This window comes from Chlamydia ibidis 10-1398/6 (assembly GCF_000454725.1).
GTDB lineage: Bacteria > Chlamydiota > Chlamydiia > Chlamydiales > Chlamydiaceae > Chlamydia > Chlamydia ibidis.
On the sequence record NZ_APJW01000003.1, the window covers coordinates 213,221 to 230,634 of the forward strand.

Here is a 17,414-nt window from a genome sequence, read left to right on the forward strand (position 1 = left end):
ACAGAGCAAAAAATCAGCGTATTCTTAATCGGTCTCCTGCGCGTAATTTACGAGCTTTCTGTTCATCTAGATCATTCATTTTTAATAGTTCCTCTAGACGGATATGGTGGCGCAAGGCAATTGTCCAAGGGCTATCTCCATCCTGAACAATGTAATAATCCTCGGGATCTACTACCTTTGCTTGTGGGTTCTTAGGAGATGCTACTTTATCAGAAACAGGGACCTTAATAACTTGACCTATTTTCAACTGAGTAGAGGACAAGTCGTTAATTTGCATCAGCGTAGCTACGGTTGTTTGATTTGCTCTAGCAATGCGTTCTAAAAAATCTCCCTTTTTAACAACAATAGTTGTATAGCTTGGATGAACAGACTCACGCTCTTTAGTAGAATCAGAGACCTCTGGGTTAGCAGGGGTTAGATGAGCTACAGTTGGGGATTTAACTGGTGCAGCTGCTTGAGGAGCAACAGAAATTGGCACAGGGTTAACAACAACAGGTTTACTTTCTGTGAACTGAGCAGCCAATTCTTCCTTAACAATACGCTGAGGGCCGGCTTCAACCACTACCTCAGAACTTTTCTCCACTACTTTTTCCAACTGTGGCGCAATTTCAACAACTTTGCTAGGCACTACCCCAAGAGGAATATCGACATTCTTGCTATCAGCATGTTTAGCTGTAGTAAACAAAACTAATAACAAAACAGCGTTAACAACAGCTGCAATTATAATCGTATCTCTACGGTTCATATATTTAGTGCCTCCAAATTACCAACCAATTGTTTAAAACGGTTGCCCCTCTCTTCAAAACTACGAAATTGATCAAAACTCGCACAACCTGGCGAGAGTAAAATGGTGTCTCCAGATTGTGCTACGCTTTCAGCCACATTCACTGCCTCTTCTAAGGAGACGGCCTGAGTTACAGGCAAAGCAGAAGATAAAGCCGACGTGATCTCCTCACGACACTCTCCCATAGCAACGATATGCTTAGTAGTATGGGCCAGTTCAGGGAGCAATGATTTAAAGTCGCCACCCTTGTTTCTTCCTCCCAAAATTACTATGATATTGGGACCAACAGAAACCAGCGCCCTGGCTACAGAGCAAATAGTCGTAGCCTTACTATCATTGATATAACGGATGCGATTTTTTTCCCCCAGACATTCTATCCTATGAGGAGGCTTCTTAAAAGTCTGGACTGCCAGCATCCATAATTCTGGAGTAATATCAAACAAGCCACAAGCAAGAGCATAGGCCGCATAATAATTGCTTTTATCATGCAAGTATATTGGTTTTAATGCACTCCCTTTGTCTAAAATACCTAGCTTTTCTGCACTATAATCCCAATAAGATCTTCCGCAGCCAGTTCCCTCCCCTGACCACAATTCGTTAGGATATTTCAAGCAATGCTTGATACACAACTTGGCTTCTGCATATTCGGTAAAGGTTCCGTGATAATCGAGGTGATTAGCGGAAATATTCAAGATAACTCCTCCAGATAACACAGGGTACGAGATTTCTTGATGATCTAATTGAAAAGAGCTAATTTCCACAATTCTAACTCCTCGGCAATTTATGTTCTCCAATATGGGTATACCAATATTTCCCATAGGGAAAGCCGATATATTGGCTGTCTTTAATAAATGCACTAAAAATAAAACTGTAGAAGTTTTACCATTTGATCCAGTAATTCCTAAAGAAGGGTATTCTTGGAACTCTCTCGTCTGAATCGCAAGTTGTATGTCAGTAACTACGGGAATATTTCTAGATTTAGCCTCTATAACCCATGGGTGTGAATATTTTATCCCAGGAGATCTTACAACAAGATCTGCACCCAAAGGAAAATCTAAATAATCCTCTAGGCATATTTCATGAAAATACTCGCAAGCATTAAGAGCATCTATGGATCGATCTACCCCTATAACATAATCCCCGCGTTGACGTAGAAACTTAGCAGAAGATCTTCCTGAGATCCCTGCACCTAACACAATAACACACCGCTTAGTCATATTGGTTATCCTAATAAGGATGAGATGATGCCAAGAGTAGTAAAAATTGAAGCCGCAATCCAGAAACGCACAACGATTTTTGTTTCCGGTATGCCTTGATATTCATAATGATGATGTAATGGAGCGCATAGAAAAACACGTTTATGACGGAATTTACAACTCAAAACTTGCAAAATAACAGACCCTGCTTCTGCAACAAAGACCATGCCAAAAATTGGTAGAATAAGCTCCGCACGTAACATAACGGCACAACTTCCCAAAACTCCTCCCAATAATAATGAGCCAGTATCTCCCATAAAGATCTGTGCTGGGGAAGCATTATACCAAAGGAATGCGAGACAAGACCCTATTAATACTGACAGGATTAATAGGACATCACAAGCTATTAAAGTATTTCCTTTCAGCAAACCGATAACTAAACAACCCAACCCAGCCATTGCTACAGTCCCAGAAGCCAAACCATCTAAACCATCCGTAAGATTTACAGAATTGCAGGTACCTACTATTGCTAATATAGCTAAAGAGAAACAAATAACCTTCCCCAATACCAAACCTTTTAAACATACTTCTCCTAAGAAAGGAATTTTTAGATGATAAAAGACTTCCGGACCGTATATGTAATAGATGCTAACTACCGTAATTATCGCGATAACCAACTGCGCAAATAATTTGGTGCGTGCACTAATACCATGTCCTGTTTTTGCTCGGTTTTTTATACTATCATCATACCAACCTAAGCTAGACCAACTCAAAAAAAGAAAAATAAACAACCAAGTAGATGCTCTGTTCAAAGGCAAGCAGCAAGTAGCAAATAACAAAAATAGGATGAGAAATAACCAACCGCCTCCCGTAGGGATTTGCGCTTTATCTTTATGCAACAACAAAAGTTTTTCGCAATGATCCTTATGTACCTGATCATAGTAGGATTTATGTCTCAATAATGAGATCACCGGTTTACCTAGGATTAATCCGAGGAGAAAAGATGCTAGAAAAACACAGATCAATGAAAACGGGTAATAATGAAAAAGTAAAGAGTACATGCACAACTATAAATATTAAAAACAACCTAGCAAGGACTCTAAAGCTAAAGATCGTGATCCTTTCAACAATACAATATCCCCTTGCTGCGCGACACCTTTTAAGGCTTCTTCTATGGCTTGTGCGGAAGGATAAAAGGACACCTTACAAAGACTCGTGGACAACATATGTTGGACTGGCAGCCAATTTTCGCCAATGAAAAAGACTGTGTGCGCCTTAGATAAAGCTTTCATAGCTACAACTGTATGACCTTCACGCGAATACGCGCCCAATTCCGCCATATGGCCCAAAATTAAAATCACCTTCCCTCCTACTTCAGGACTCGGCAAAGCATCTAAAGCAGCAAGCATAGCTTCTGGACAAGCATTATAAGCATCGTTAATTATCCTAACACCATTACGCATACTTTCTTCAAACCTCATAGGCGGCAATTGTAAATTAGAACATGCATGCACTAGGCGATCTAACGGGGTGCTAAGGACCCAAGCAAGAGAAAAAGCTATCAGAAAATTACTGTATGCAGGTCGATAAGGGAATTGTATAGGGAGTTCTATAACGCCCTCAGGAGTGCTTATAAACACATTATTGGAAGTAATAGCATGATAATAGAAATCAGCGGTCTCATCACAAAATGAAAAACAAAATCTCTCTGAGCACGGAGACTTCTCTACGAAATAAGGATACCACGGGGAATCTTTAGGCAAGATTTGGACTTGACTATTACACAAAATCTTAGATTTTTCTTCAGCTATCCCTTGTAAGCCACTATTTGGGAAATAGGCAGCATGTTGATCGGTGATATGAGTAATTACAGAAATATCAGGCTCTACTACGGTCAGTAAGTCCTCCATATTACCAGGTTCTGAAACTCCCATTTCCAAGATGACAAAGTCCTCATCACCATCTGCCATAAGAAGACTTAACGGGACAGTTAACTGAGAGTTATAACTTTTAGGACTAGCATGTACTTTGTAAGATGTGGATAAAAGAGTCTTTAGAAATTCTTTTGTTGTAGTTTTCCCTACAGACCCTGTAATACCTATTAAGCTACCCTGCATTAAGTGGCTTTGACTTTGGCCTGCCTCTCTTAAAACTGCTTTAGGACTTGGGACATACACTAATTCTAAACCAAAATCGCTTCCTTTGTAATCTGAGGAAACAATAGCAGCAACAGCTCCTGATTTAGCAGCTTGCTCCAAGTAATAATGGCCGTCCGTATGTCCTCCCTCAAGGGCGAAAAACAAATCCCCCGGAACAACGTGCCTACTGTCTATAGCAAACCCTGAAATTTTTTTTCCGGACCTGCGGCATTTGACATCGGATAGCATTAGTGCTACCCACTCCTCTAGCAAAATAGGGCGCATAATTTGCCTATGATCTCCTGCAACAAACCTAAGCCCACCAACGACAAACTCCCTGATCGTATCAAATTATGACCAGATTACAAAGATGCGCTACCTTGGGGATTCTACTAATAAATAATTTGTTGTGGAAACAATTTTATCATGACGATAAAGAATCGCATGACACGTCCTATCGAGAATGTAAGAATCGATTTATAAACGGGTTTCTTAACTCGCATTGGTAATTAGAATGATTTCCTGTTTCTCAGAAAATCCTATTTTGCTTAGACTAGTTCCTTTGGTGGCATAGCCAAGCGGTAAGGCCGAGGCCTGCAAAGCCTTTATCCCCGGTTCGATTCCGGGTGCCACCTGTCTTTTTCTTTAGGTTATTGTGAACTAAATCATGACTTGGTAGTGTGTCGATATGTGTCTGCATTACTTAGGGGTTCGCTGTGCTAGATAAGGAAACAGGAAATGCTAAGGCAAGAATTTTCCTTGGCATAGAAAAAGTGTTTCATTCTATCAAAAGTTTTTACGGCCCCAGTCCCTCCTTTTCACCGTCTTCTTCCTATGCAGATCACCAGACCTATACTATTGTTTCTTCACTATCTTTGCCCGACCCGTATGAAAATATAGGGTTGGATTTTATTAAATCTCTAACCAGCAAAGTATATAATAAATACTTAGATGGCACGACAACGGCGTTATTCTTTCTTTACTATTTTCTCAAAGAAGGACTTGCTGTTGTTGATGAGGGAACTTCATGTTATAAACTCACTTTATCACTGCGAGAAGCAGAAAAAATTTTCTTAAGGAACCTATTGAAATATACTTTACCAGTCAAAGATGTTTCTAAAATCAAAGGGCTTATACTTTCTGCAATATCTAATAACAGGATTTCTGACCATATTTGTTCTGCGCTATTCTATGCGGGTATCGAAGGACTTATCTGGCTATCGGAATCCGAAGAATCAGAGATAATGGTATATCCAGGGTTGAAAATTGAAATCGGAGCCGCTTCGTTATACAGAGGAACACAAACAGAAAAATTCACGCGTATTCGGAAACCAAAAATATTTGTTACCGATAAGAGAATCACCACGGTATTACAATTTTTACCTCTCCTAAAACAAATCTCAGAACGCGATGAACATTTAGTAATATTTTGTTATGATATAGACAAAGACGCCCTAGCTACCCTCACCATTAATTGCCTTGAAGGTCTGTTAAGAGTAACTGTTATTAAGTTAATCGATAATCCCGATTTAGATGAGTTTCTTTTTGAAGACATTGCAATATCCACCGGAACTAGCATTTACTCTCAAGGATTTTCACCATCTTCTGTTTCTATACACTATTCTTCGTTGGGGAATTGTGAGTATATAGAGATATCCTCAGAAGAAATAGTTATTATTGATGGGCACCATCTTCCAGAAGTTCTAGAACTAAAAATCCGACAATTAGAACAGTCTGAAGATATAGCAAATACAAAATCTCTGAACAAAAAAAGAAAAACTCGGTTACAAGGTTTAATAGCGATAATCCCTATAAAAAAAGAAGAGAGAAAGGCATACACACTAGCTCTACGAACCTTGTATTCCAGCTTACGTCATGGCTATATCCCTGGAGGAGGAGCAGGCCTATTCTATGCTGCTTTAGATATCCAAGAAGATCTGGCTATAACTAGAGAAGAAAAAGCGGCGTTACAAATTATAAAAACGGCGTGCCAAGCCCCTATTAGCCAACTTGCCTATAACTTAGGCTTAGAGGGAACTATGGTGACTGATAAACTACGAAATATTGCTACACCTAGTTTAGGCTTGAATATTGTTTCTAGACAAATTGAAGATTTAATTGCTTCTCATATACTGGATCCTTTAGAGAAAATGCAGGACATTTTTTCTTTTTCTTTAGATACGGCAATCCAAATCTTATCTTCCAATGTTGTTATTTATAAAGAAAACAAAATTGAGGACGAGTTTCAAGGTTCTTAGTCCAAGCAAAACAAATATGCTCACGAACATGAAGTAGATGATACCACCAGAGCACATACTTTCTCATATACCTTGAAAATCGCTGTTACTTATTAGAGTTTATTATTTATGATACAGGGTGTCTGGCATTAGGTATTCGTATGCTTAATAAACTTAAGGAAGCACATCGTGTTATTCATATTTCCGATGTTCACTTTCATGTTTTTCCAAAAAATCCCCTAACATGTTTTAACAAACGATTTAAAGGATTACTAAGGAAGATATGTGGTGGAGTGCCCTTCCAGGCAAGATCTATAGGAGACCGTTTCCCAAAACTAGCACAAAATCTACAGGCTGACAGTATCTGTGTCACTGGCGATTTTTCTCTCACCGCTTTACCTAAAGAATTTGTTTTAGCTAAACGTTTTGTCTACAATCTTTCTCAGCACGCAAATACATATGTATTGCCTGGGAATCACGATGTCTACACACCAAGATCACTAAAAACAAAAGCTTTCTACCATTATTTCCCTAATAAACAACTTGCAACTGAAGGCATTTCTTTTAACAAGCTTGCTCCCCACTGGTGGCTTGTTCTTTTGGATTGTTCGCATCTAAATGGTTGGCTTTCTGCGAACGGAATTATTAGATCAGCACAAGTATCATCCTTGGAAAACTTTATTCTAAGTCTTCCTCATCACGAGAACGTTATTATCGCCAATCATTATCCATTGTTACCAACACAAAACCCATCTCATGATCTAATTAATCATGATTTGTTGCAGAAAACTCTAAAGAAATACAGTAATGTGCGGTTGTATTTACACGGCCATGATCATCAAGCTGCTATTTATACGTGTAAAGATCACGCACCTAACCTCATCTTAAACAGCGGGTCTATCTCTTTACCTTCGAATGCACGCTTCCATGTGATCGATCTCTATACACAGGAGTGCAGAGTATACACAGTAGCACTTAAAAACTTGCTAATGACGGAGGAGCCTCTAGAAATCTCTATTGAGGGAATAGTCGAATTGTAGTTCAAAAATAGAAATAGTACAGGGAGAGACGCTATACGCCCCTCTCTATTATTCTTTTCGCAACTTCCAGAAAAACCTCTGGTGTATCAAGAGAGTTTACATCAACCTGAGAACATGACGTTACTTCTGGCATAGCCAAAAGCTCCTCCAGCCAAAGATCGCGCTTTCTCTGTTCGCTTTGCGCTAACGCTTTATCTCGTAATTTCTTAAGCAACTCAGCTTCCTGAGAGAGTTGTTCTACTAACTTATCTTGCATACCACGCAACTTAAGAGAAAAGTATATTTTTACACAATAAAACTTCAAAAAACTTTAGCCAGCTACTTACTAACTCGGGACTCATAGCTCCCAGTACGAGTATCAACTTTAACCAACTCCCCTTCATCTATGAAAATAGGGACCATAATTTTTGCACCTGTATTTGTTACCGCAGGCTTCAAAACCCTACCTGATGCCGTATCACCACGTACACCTGGAGCTGTTTCAGCAATCTTTAGTTCCATGAAAATAGGAGGCTCTACAGCAATGACCTCTCCGTTGTACAAAACTAAAGTATATATAGTATCTTCGAGCAACCAGTGACGAATATTTTCTATTTTTTCCCAAAAGATTAGTTCTTGTTCGAAAGTCTCGTCATCCATAAATGTCGCACCTTCTTGATCCGTATAAAGAAGGCGCATTTGCTGCTCACGCACATCAGCAGTCTCTACAGACTCTCCAGACTTAAAGGTTTTTTCAATAACACGTCCTGTAAGAAAATTTTTAACCTTTATTCGGTTAAATGCCTGACCTTTCCCTGGTTTGACGAAATCATTTTGTAAAATCAAATAAGGTTGACCATCTATCTCTATTCTTAATCCTACACGAAATTCACTAGTACTTACACGAACCATAGCGCAACTTATCCTTAATTTTCTCTAGTTTATGTTATCCAAGTACTATTAGCTTTGTCCAGAAGAATGTCCCTATAGAAACTTATGCCAACCTAGAAATTTTTTATTTGAAATTCCTTTCTCTTCCTATTAAAAGCAAGTAGCACAACACAGAAGATATCAAAAGGAGAGAGTGAAGTGATTTCAAAGGAAACACGAAATATAGATGAAAAGCAGATTGCTCAAGATATGTTAGAACGCTATTCGGGGTCTCGTGTCGAAGAATTCTGTTCCTACTTATTATTAACCAACTTTGCTTACTACGTTGAAACGTTTGCCAAGCTTTATCAAGTCTCTATATCTCAAGGGTCTATGTTTTTAGCTGCACACGCACCACAAATTAATACATCCATTGTAGATTTTAAATTAGGCTCTCCTGGAGCAGCCCTCATCGTAGATTTATGCTCCTTTGTTCCCTGCATAAAAGCAGGAATTATGTTAGGAATGTGTGGTGGGCTACGTTCTCACTATGAAGTTGGCGACTACTTTGTCCCAGTCGCGAGTATTAGAGGAGAAGGCACATCAAATGCCTATTTTCCTCCTGAGGTCCCTGCTTTAGGGAATTTTGTAGTACAAAAAACTATTTCTGATGTCTTAGAAAATGCAAAAAAAAATTACCATATAGGTATTTCACATACCACTAATATACGATTTTGGGAATTCAATACCGAGTTTCGCAAACGTTTATACACCAACAAGGCACAGAGTGCAGAAATGGAATGTGCGACACTATTTGCAGCAGGATACAGAAGAAATCTACCAATGGGCGCATTACTTGTGATCTCTGATCTTCCCTTGAGAAAAGAGGGAATAAAAACAAAAGAAAGCGGCTCTTTCGTACTCAAAACTTATACTAAAGACCATATTGAAACAGGAGTTGAAGTCATCTCTAAGCTAGATACCGTTTTGAAAAAACGTGTGTCACAAATACAAGAAAAAGGCCTCCCTCATATGGAAATTGGAGAGGCGGATGATACAATGGCCAAAGATTCAGAACCTTCTGACACGGATTATTAAGATAAAATCCTTTGCAAAACATGGTCTGGGGTAAACCCGCAGATTTCGGAAACATCGCTAGCAGCCCCAGAATATCCAAATCTATCCATGGCAATAGCAAGACCCTGAGTACCAATATATTTATACCAACCCAATGCTGAACCTGCTTCGATAGAGACTCGCCGCCCAAGATCCCCTCCTACAATGCTTTCCTTATACTCAGAGTCTTGCAACTCAAATAATTCCCAAGATGGGAAAGACACTACGCGGACACTTTTATCTAAGTAAACTAATTCTTTAGCCACCTGTAAAGCAAGATGCACCTCTGATCCAGTTGCAAATAAAGTATAATCTATCTTCTCTCGAGCTTCTTTTAAAATTATATATGCCCCGCGACCAACACCATCTACATAAGCACGGCTAGTTTGTGCTAGTGTAGGAAGACTTTGACGAGATAAAATCAACGCCGTAGGCCCAGAATAAGACAAGGCAGCTTGCCAAGCCCCCTTAACTTCATTTGCATCAGCAGGCCGGATTACATGCAGTCCTGGAATTGCTCTTAGAGACATGATCTGCTCTATAGGTTGGTGAGTCGGTCCATCTTCACCAACAAAAATAGAATCGTGGGTAAACTGGTAGATTACACGCAGATGGGACATCGCAGCTAACCGAATAGAATTTCTGAGATAATCAGAAAACACCAGAAAGGTTCCGCCAAACGGACGAAAGATCTGAGAATAGGCTAAGCCATTCATAATCGTGCCCATACCGAATTCCCTGATTCCATATTTGATATTTTTACCTAGAAAGTTATCACAACCTATCACACTACCATCAGCTATCCATGTTCCATCGGAACTAGATAAATCAGCCGATCCTCCTATGAGAGAAGGCAAGTTGTGAGATAAAATTTGGATTACCTTATTAGAAGCAGCACGGCCTGCAATCATTTCAGGCATTTCAATACTACCCAATATTCTTTCTAAATCCTGAGAAGATGGAGAAGCTTTTAAAGCAAGGTATTCTTGATACAATTCTGGGAATTGCTTTGTCCAAACACGAAAGTCATCTTGCCACGCTTCTTGCAGTTTACGATCTTCTTGTAATTTATGAGAAAAAAACGCCTTAACAGCAGAAGAAACAAAAAACTTCTCCTCAGGTAAATGCCAAAAACGTTTGGTCTGTTCTACCCCACTCTCGCCTAGGGGAGATCCATGTGCTTTATGAGTACCCTCCTTAGGAGATCCTCGACCTATAACAGTGTGAGCTATAACTAAAGCAGGACGCTTTTGCTCGTGTTTTAATTTAGAAAATACCTCATGCATCATCAAGAAGTCGTACCCATCAGTCTCATAGACTTCCCATCCATAAGATTGAAATCGCTTGGCTACATCATCTACTGAAACTTCGCCTAAAAAACCGTCTAAAACAATGTTATTGTAGTCATATATAACGACTAGATTGTCGAGGCCTAAAGAACCTGCAAAACTGCAGACCTCATGACTAACCCCCTCCATCATACAGCCATCGCCAGCTAAGCAGTAGACTTTGCTACTAAAAATCTCATGCTCGGGACGATTAAACCTTGCTTGTAATATCTTGGAAGACAATGCCATACCCACAGCATTACCTAAACCTTGCCCGAGAGGCCCTGTAGTTGCCTCAACTCCTTCTGTTTCGCCAAATTCTGGATGACCAGGTGTTCGAGAGTGTAACTGACGAAACTGTTGAAGATCTTCTAAAGAAACATCGTAACCAGACAAGTGCAAGCAAGCGTATAGAAGAGCTGAACCATGACCTGCCGATAAAACAAAACGGTCTCTATTGACCCACTCAGGATCTCTTGGATTATGACGAAGCACATAACCATACAGATAAGCAGCTAACTCCGCACACCCCAGAGGAAGGCCTGGATGTCCAGAAGCCGCTTCCTGAATCATTTCGATGCTCAATTGTTTTATCGTTCCAGAGATTTTTTCTAAGGTATCAATATCGAGAGCTTTATGTCCCATTCTTTAAACCTAAACGACATTTCTTAAGTGAATAAAGCAGAAAGCATAGGATATACTTATGCAAAAAGCAAGCAATCTTCAAATAATCTGTGTCATAGAATCTTTGTAAGACTTTTATCTTAAAACGGTATAAATTAGGAGCGCATTGGAGACTAAAATATAGATCTTCTCTATAATTATCTTCAGTTTCAATGCTTCGTTTGCCAAATCACAGAGTCTTCTCGTATGTTAAGTAATACATTGCGTTCTAATTTTTTAAGATTTTATGCCAACAGAGATCATACCGTAGTCCCGTCCTCTCCCGTTTTCCCTCATAATGACCCTTCCATCCTCTTCACAAATGCCGGGATGAATCAGTTCAAAAATATCTTTTTGAACAAAGAAACTGTTAGCTACTCACGTGCCACGACTTCACAAAAATGTATTCGTGCTGGGGGCAAACATAATGACCTAGAAAATGTTGGTCATACTTCCCGCCATTTAACGTTCTTCGAAATGCTAGGGAATTTCTCTTTTGGAGATTACTTTAAAAAAGAAGCTATAAAATTTGCCTGGGAGGCCTCTCTTTCCGTTTTCAATTTCGATCCAGAGTTTATTTACGCAACAGTACATGAACAGGATGAAGAAGCCTTTGCTCTTTGGGAGCAGTATTTACCCACCGAACGTATTTTTCGATTAAGCGACAAAGACAATTTCTGGAGTATGGCAGATACTGGCCCTTGTGGATATTGTTCTGAATTGTTATTTGACCGCGGCAAACAATTTGGTCCTGCCAACTCTCCTCTTGAAGACACACAAGGAGAACGTTTTCTTGAATATTGGAATCTCGTATTCATGGAGTTTAATCGCACTAGCGATGGCTCTCTCCTAGCCTTGCCTAATAAACACGTGGATACTGGTGCTGGGTTAGAGCGTCTGGTTTCTCTTATTTCAGGAACTAGCACTGTTTTCGAAGCCGATGTTTTACGAACCCTTATTGCGTCTACAGAACAACTTTCGAAAAAAAATATGACCCAAAAAATGAATCAAGTGCTCCTTTTCAAGTAATTGCTGATCATATCCGTTCTCTCTCATTTGCAATCGCAGATGGTCTTCTTCCTGGAAACACTGAACGCGGTTATGTTTTAAGAAAAATTTTGCGAAGATCCGTAAACTACGGAAGACGTTTAGGGTTCACACAACCATTCTTGGCGGAAATTGTACCTACGTTGGTTGACACTATGGGCGAAGCTTATCCTGAATTAAAGTCTGCACAATCTCAAATCCAAGAAGTTATTACCCTAGAAGAAGAAAGCTTTTTTAGAACTTTGCGACGTGGAGGAAATCTCCTACAACAAGTGCTCAAAAGCTCCTCCTCATCTTGTCAAATTTCTGGGGAAGATGCTTTCAAATTAAAAGATACTTATGGGCTCCCCATAGATGAAATTTCTCTCTTAGCTAAAGACTACGACTACACTGTGGACATGGCAACATTCTACAGATTAGAAGACGAGGCAAAAGAACGATCTAGAAATACTTCAGCAAAAAGTTATCAACCTTCAAATTCAATCTCTGACTCCATTATCATTGAAAGTGAATCGGAATTTATTGGTTACAACCAATTTTCTTGCGACACTTTTGTAGAAGCCATTATTCACAATGGCGAACAGCAGAATGAGCTATGCGAAGGGCAAGAGGGGTATCTAATTTTAACAACAACACCTTTCTATCCTGAAAAAGGAGGCCAAATAGGTGATAAAGGAGAAATTTTTTCTTCGGAAGGAAGTTTCTCAGTTATGAACACAACCAGCCCAAAAGTTGGTTTAATCGTGCACCAAGGCCTCGTAACATCAGGAAAATTAAAAAAAGCGTCTGCAGTAACTGCACAAATTGATCTTTCTCGACGTACAAAAATTGCCAATAATCATACTGGCTGCCATTTGCTACATAAAGCATTAGAATTAACTCTTGGCTCCCACATACGTCAAGCTGGTTCTTACGTTGATGATACAAAAATTCGTCTAGATTTCACTCATCCTCGAGCTATATCTAATGAAGATCTTCAAACTATTGAATTTTTAGTTAACGAAAAAATACGAGAGAATTCTCCTGTAAACACCAGGGAAGAGTTATATTGTGACATTATGAATTCTCCAGAAATTAAACAGTTCTTTGGTGATAAGTACAGTGACGTTGTCCGTGTTGTTTCTGCTGGCTTCTCACACGAACTTTGCGGAGGGACTCATGCATCAGCTACTGGGGATTTAGGTTACTTTCGCATAGTGAAAGAACAGGCTGTTTCAACCGGAATACGCCGTATAGAGGCTGCTACTGGAGAAGAGGCTCAAAAATTAGTAGCTGAAGAAAACGACACCTTGAATGCGGTAGCCGCCCTACTACAAACTCCTAAAGATCAAATTCTAAGCAAGCTAAAAAATCTTGTAGATGAAAGAAAGAAACAAACAAAACTTATTAATGACCTAGAAAACAAATTAATTAACTCACATCTTAATAATCTAGTTAAACAATGTCAGAAGGTAAATGATATCTTTTATCTAGCGTATCATTTAGAAAAATCAGAAGCACATTATCTCCAACAATATGCCAACTGCATGCACGAAAAGATATCAAAACGATTGGTTTCTTTGTGGACTACGGAGAAAAGTGATAAGTACATAATCTTAGCTAGAATATCTAGTGATCTTAATGCAGAAGGATTACGTGCTCAAGATTTGCTAAAAACGCTGCTGACTCCCTATGGAGGACGTTGGGGAGGGAAGGATCTTGTAGCACAGGGAAGTGCGCCTACTCTACCTTCTATCGATGTCTTAAATCAAACTTTAGCACAATGGATTTTGACCCAGTTAGTTTAAATTTTAAATTCCCTATCGAAGTAACAGATTGTGCTCTGCCTTTCCTTATAGAGACAATCCGTTCGGGAGCTCGAGCATTTTTAGCTGCAAAAATTTTTCATGATCATCAGCGTTCAGTCGTGATGATCACCTCACCAGCTAGAATAGATGACCTTGTAGAGGACATTACGACATTCCTGAGATCATCTCCTTTAGAGTTCCCGTCATCTGAGATTGATCTTTCCCAGAATCTCGTTAATGTTGACGCTGTAGGGAAACGTGATAAGGTGCTTTATGATCTACAAAGTTATAGTTCTCAGCCGATATTCTGTGTGACCACATTAAAAGCATTACTAGAGAAAACTCGTTCTCCTAAAGCGACTGTTCAACAACATCTTGAACTTTCTGTGGGAGATACTCTTGACACAGAGACAATGATTTCTTTATGCAAAGATCTAGGATACCGTCATGAAGTATTAGCTATCGAAAAAGGAGATTTTGCTTATCGCGGAGGGATTGTAGATATTTTCCCCTTATCCTCTCAAGAACCATACCGTATAGAATTTTGGGGAGAGGAAATCGTATCCATTCGTTCATTTAATCCCTCCGACCAGCTATCAACAGGAAAGGTGAAAAAAATTACTGTTTCACCGACTTTACAAAACACTTCCGAACATAATTTTTCACATAGTTTATTAGACTACTTTGAACAACCTCCGATACTTATTTTCGATAATTTATCAGAATTGGAAGACATTTTTTCCCAAGTTTCTGGGACCCTGTCAGCTCTACCTCATCGCTTTTTCTCCATACAAGACCTATTGTCTCGAGCTTTGCACTCAGCAACCCTGTTCTTCGAAGACAAACTCTATCCAAACACAATACAAAAACCATCTTCAATAGTAGATATCGAGGCATTTAACCAGGTCATTCAGTGCTCTCGTCTATCTATTCCTTTTGTGTACCCCAATTCCGATATTAGTGAAGATGACAACCCGCTAGTTAGCTTTTTACACCGCTTACAAGAGTATAATCGATGCGAGTCGCCTATCAATCTAGCTCTGTACAGCACACAAAATAAAGCTCTACAAGAAGCTAGAACTCTAGTCAGCACCCTATCAAGCGAATCCTATGAAATCTCTGAAAATATAGGGAACTTATCTTCTAGCTTCGCTCTAATTGAATATGGGTTTTCTGCAATCTCTTTGGGAGAATTTGCTGATACTAAAATCTTACGTAGACAAAAACAGAGAAACTATTTTTCTATTACCACAGAAGAGGTTTTCGTCCCAATACCTGGGGAAACCGTTGTCCATTTACACAATGGAATAGGGAAATTTCTTGGCATAGAAAAAAAACCAAATCATCTTAACATCGAAACAGATTACTTAGTTATTGAGTATGCAGACAAAGCACGTTTGTACGTACCTTCCGATCAAGCGTACTTAATTTCTCGATATGTCGGCTCCTCTGATAAGGCTCCCGATTTACACAACTTAAATGGCTCTAAATGGAAACGTTCTAGAGATCTAGCTGAGAAATCGCTCGTCCTTTATGCCGAAAAACTCCTACAACTAGAGGCTCAGCGCTCTACCACATCTGCCTTCATTTATCCACCTCATGGCCCAGAAGTTATCAAATTTGCAGATAATTTCCCTTATGACGAAACTCCTGATCAACTTAAAGTAATCGACCAAATCTATTCCGATATGATGTCGGATAAACTGATGGATCGCTTAATTTGCGGAGATGCAGGGTTTGGGAAAACCGAGGTCATCATGCGTGCAGCAGTTAAAGCTGTATGCGACGGGCATAAACAAGTTATTGTGATGGTACCTACCACAATATTGGCGAATCAGCATTTTGAAACATTCAAACAAAGGATGGCCGGGTTACCTATCAATATCGCTACCCTCTCGAGATTTTCTCAAGGGAAAACAATGAAAAAACTATTCGAAGATATTGCTGCAGGTAATATCGACATTCTGATAGGCACACATAAAGTTATTAATAAAAACCTAAATTTTAAAAACCCAGGACTACTAATCATCGACGAAGAACAACGATTCGGAGTCAAAGTAAAAGATTTCCTTAAAGAGCGCTATCCGACAATTGACTGTCTTACTGTATCGGCAACGCCTATACCTAGAACTCTTTATATGTCCTTATCGGGAGCCCGTGATTTATCTCTTATTACTATGCCTCCCCTGGACCGGTTACCAGTAAGCACATTTGTCGTTGAACATAACGAAGAAACACTTTCAGGTGCATTACGACATGAATTACTCAGAGGCGGACAGGCATATGTTATCCATAACCGCATAGAAAGCATATACCGGCTTGCTGATAATATTCGTCAATTAATCCCCGAAGCACGTATTGCTGTTGCTCATGGACAGATGAGCTCTACAGAACTGGCATCCATTTTTGATAAATTCAAAAATCAGACAGTTAATATCCTGGTCGCAACAGCGCTGATAGAAAACGGTATTGATATTCCCAATGCAAATACCATTTTGATAGATCAAGCCGATAAATTTGGTATGGCAGATCTTTATCAAATGAAAGGTCGAGTAGGTAGATGGAATAAGAAAGCTTACTGTTATTTCTTAGTCTCTCATCTTGATCGCCTATCAGCACAAGCTGCAAAACGCTTAGCAGCCCTAAATAAACAAGAATATGGAGGTGGGATGAAAATAGCCCTCCATGATTTAGAAATCCGAGGTGCAGGCAATATCTTAGGTACTGACCAATCAGGACATATTACTGCTATTGGTTTTAATTTATATTGCAAGTTACTAAAAAAAACAGTGGCTGCATTAAAAAATAATTCTTTGCCATCACTATTCCATGATGATGTAAAAATCGAATTTCCCTACAATTCCCGTATTCCTGACGATTATATTGATCAAGCGTCTATGCGCATCGAATTCTATCAAAAAATAGGAAGCGCAGAGACTACGGATCATCTCCTGGCAATACAAGATGAGATGCGTGATCGTTTCGGGGCTCTCCCAGAGGAAGTGTTGTGGTTATTCAGCATAGCTCAAATACGTCTGTTTGCTCTACAACATAATGTCTCTAGCATTAAGGGCACGGCAAACGCACTGTACATACAGCAATGCCATGGCAAAGCTGAGCAAATAAAGAAAACGCTTCCATATTCTCTATCTCCGACGCCTGAATTACTAATCACGGAAGTTTTAGAATCCATAAGGAAAGCTTTTCCGCTGAATATCTCTAAATAAGT

General features: G+C 39.4%; 11 protein-coding genes, 1 tRNA gene and 1 pseudogene. 6 read left to right on the forward strand and 7 right to left on the reverse strand.

Going from position 1 to position 17,414, the window contains the following annotated elements; genetic code table 11:
• Positions 1 to 13 precede the first annotated feature (13 nt).
• The 4 genes from H359_RS04450 to H359_RS04465 are packed head-to-tail and all read right to left on the reverse strand — an operon-like array spanning position 14 to position 4,403.
• On the reverse strand, positions 14 to 745 hold the full coding sequence (locus tag H359_RS04450) for a LysM peptidoglycan-binding domain-containing protein (RefSeq protein ID WP_020370564.1): 732 nt from the start codon (positions 743 to 745) through the stop codon (positions 14 to 16).
• Positions 742 to 2,001 carry a UDP-N-acetylmuramoyl-L-alanine--D-glutamate ligase gene (gene murD, locus H359_RS04455; protein WP_020370565.1) on the reverse strand — a complete coding sequence of 420 codons (1,260 nt, stop codon included), beginning with the start codon at positions 1,999 to 2,001 and terminating at the stop codon, positions 742 to 744. Before murD ends, H359_RS04450 begins: the two co-directional genes overlap by 4 nt.
• A gap of 5 nt (positions 2,002 to 2,006) precedes the next feature.
• Entirely contained in the window at positions 2,007 to 3,041 is a 1,035-nt protein-coding gene (gene mraY / locus H359_RS04460) for a phospho-N-acetylmuramoyl-pentapeptide-transferase (RefSeq protein WP_035392218.1), read from the reverse strand.
• Between the two features lie 15 nt (positions 3,042 to 3,056).
• On the reverse strand, positions 3,057 to 4,403 hold the full coding sequence (locus H359_RS04465) for a UDP-N-acetylmuramoyl-tripeptide--D-alanyl-D-alanine ligase (RefSeq protein WP_020370567.1): 1,347 nt from the start codon (positions 4,401 to 4,403) through the stop codon (positions 3,057 to 3,059).
• Between the two features lie 279 nt (positions 4,404 to 4,682).
• Between H359_RS04465 and H359_RS04470 the strand changes: the two genes are divergently transcribed.
• From H359_RS04470 to H359_RS04480, 3 genes are all read left to right on the forward strand, one after another.
• Positions 4,683 to 4,753 (forward strand) — tRNA-Cys (locus H359_RS04470).
• Positions 4,754 to 4,834: 81 nt separating this feature from the next.
• Positions 4,835 to 6,376 (forward strand): TCP-1/cpn60 chaperonin family protein, encoded by a 1,542-nt coding sequence (locus H359_RS04475; protein ID WP_020370568.1) that lies wholly within the window; start codon positions 4,835 to 4,837, stop codon positions 6,374 to 6,376.
• Positions 6,377 to 6,516: 140 nt separating this feature from the next.
• Entirely contained in the window at positions 6,517 to 7,395 is an 879-nt protein-coding gene (locus H359_RS04480; RefSeq protein WP_020370569.1) for a metallophosphoesterase family protein, read from the forward strand.
• Positions 7,396 to 7,426: 31 nt separating this feature from the next.
• Here H359_RS04480 and H359_RS04485 read toward each other — a convergent pair whose 3' ends face one another.
• Positions 7,427 to 7,651, reverse strand: coding sequence for a hypothetical protein (locus tag H359_RS04485; RefSeq protein WP_020370570.1), 225 nt, complete (start codon positions 7,649 to 7,651; stop codon positions 7,427 to 7,429).
• A gap of 62 nt (positions 7,652 to 7,713) precedes the next feature.
• Positions 7,714 to 8,286: an elongation factor P gene (gene efp / locus H359_RS04490; RefSeq protein ID WP_020370571.1), complete on the reverse strand. Its 573-nt coding sequence runs from the start codon at positions 8,284 to 8,286 to the stop codon at positions 7,714 to 7,716.
• 180 nt (positions 8,287 to 8,466) lie between these two features.
• Here efp and H359_RS04495 point away from each other — a divergent pair, with 180 nt between their 5' ends.
• Positions 8,467 to 9,342 (forward strand): AMP nucleosidase, encoded by an 876-nt coding sequence (locus H359_RS04495; protein WP_035392395.1) that lies wholly within the window; start codon positions 8,467 to 8,469, stop codon positions 9,340 to 9,342.
• Here H359_RS04495 and tkt read toward each other — a convergent pair.
• Positions 9,339 to 11,333, reverse strand: coding sequence for a transketolase (gene tkt / locus H359_RS04500; protein ID WP_020370573.1), 1,995 nt, complete (start codon positions 11,331 to 11,333; stop codon positions 9,339 to 9,341). The genes H359_RS04495 and tkt overlap by 4 nt on opposite strands.
• Before the next feature lie 225 nt (positions 11,334 to 11,558).
• Here tkt and alaS point away from each other — a divergent pair.
• A pseudogene (alaS, locus tag H359_RS04505) lies at positions 11,559 to 14,185 on the forward strand (alanine--tRNA ligase).
• Positions 14,161 to 17,412: a transcription-repair coupling factor gene (gene mfd / locus H359_RS04510; RefSeq protein WP_020370575.1), complete on the forward strand. Its 3,252-nt coding sequence runs from the start codon at positions 14,161 to 14,163 to the stop codon at positions 17,410 to 17,412. The pseudogene alaS and the gene mfd overlap by 25 nt, the downstream one beginning before the upstream one ends.
• Positions 17,413 to 17,414 lie beyond the last annotated feature (2 nt).

Coding starts and splice junctions, on each gene's coding strand:
- H359_RS04485 (WP_020370570.1), bottom strand. CDS start 7,651: ATGCAAGATAAGTTAGTAGAACAACTCTCTCAGGAAGCTGAGTTGCTT.
- murD (WP_020370565.1), bottom strand. CDS start 2,001: ATGACTAAGCGGTGTGTTATTGTGTTAGGTGCAGGGATCTCAGGAAGA.
- mfd (WP_020370575.1), top strand. CDS start 14,161: ATGGATTTTGACCCAGTTAGTTTAAATTTTAAATTCCCTATCGAAGTA.
- tkt (WP_020370573.1), bottom strand. CDS start 11,333: ATGGGACATAAAGCTCTCGATATTGATACCTTAGAAAAAATCTCTGGA.
- H359_RS04465 (WP_020370567.1), bottom strand. CDS start 4,403: ATGCGCCCTATTTTGCTAGAGGAGTGGGTAGCACTAATGCTATCCGAT.
- H359_RS04450 (WP_020370564.1), bottom strand. CDS start 745: ATGAACCGTAGAGATACGATTATAATTGCAGCTGTTGTTAACGCTGTT.
- mraY (WP_035392218.1), bottom strand. CDS start 3,041: ATGTACTCTTTACTTTTTCATTATTACCCGTTTTCATTGATCTGTGTT.
- efp (WP_020370571.1), bottom strand. CDS start 8,286: ATGGTTCGTGTAAGTACTAGTGAATTTCGTGTAGGATTAAGAATAGAG.
- H359_RS04480 (WP_020370569.1), top strand. CDS start 6,517: ATGCTTAATAAACTTAAGGAAGCACATCGTGTTATTCATATTTCCGAT.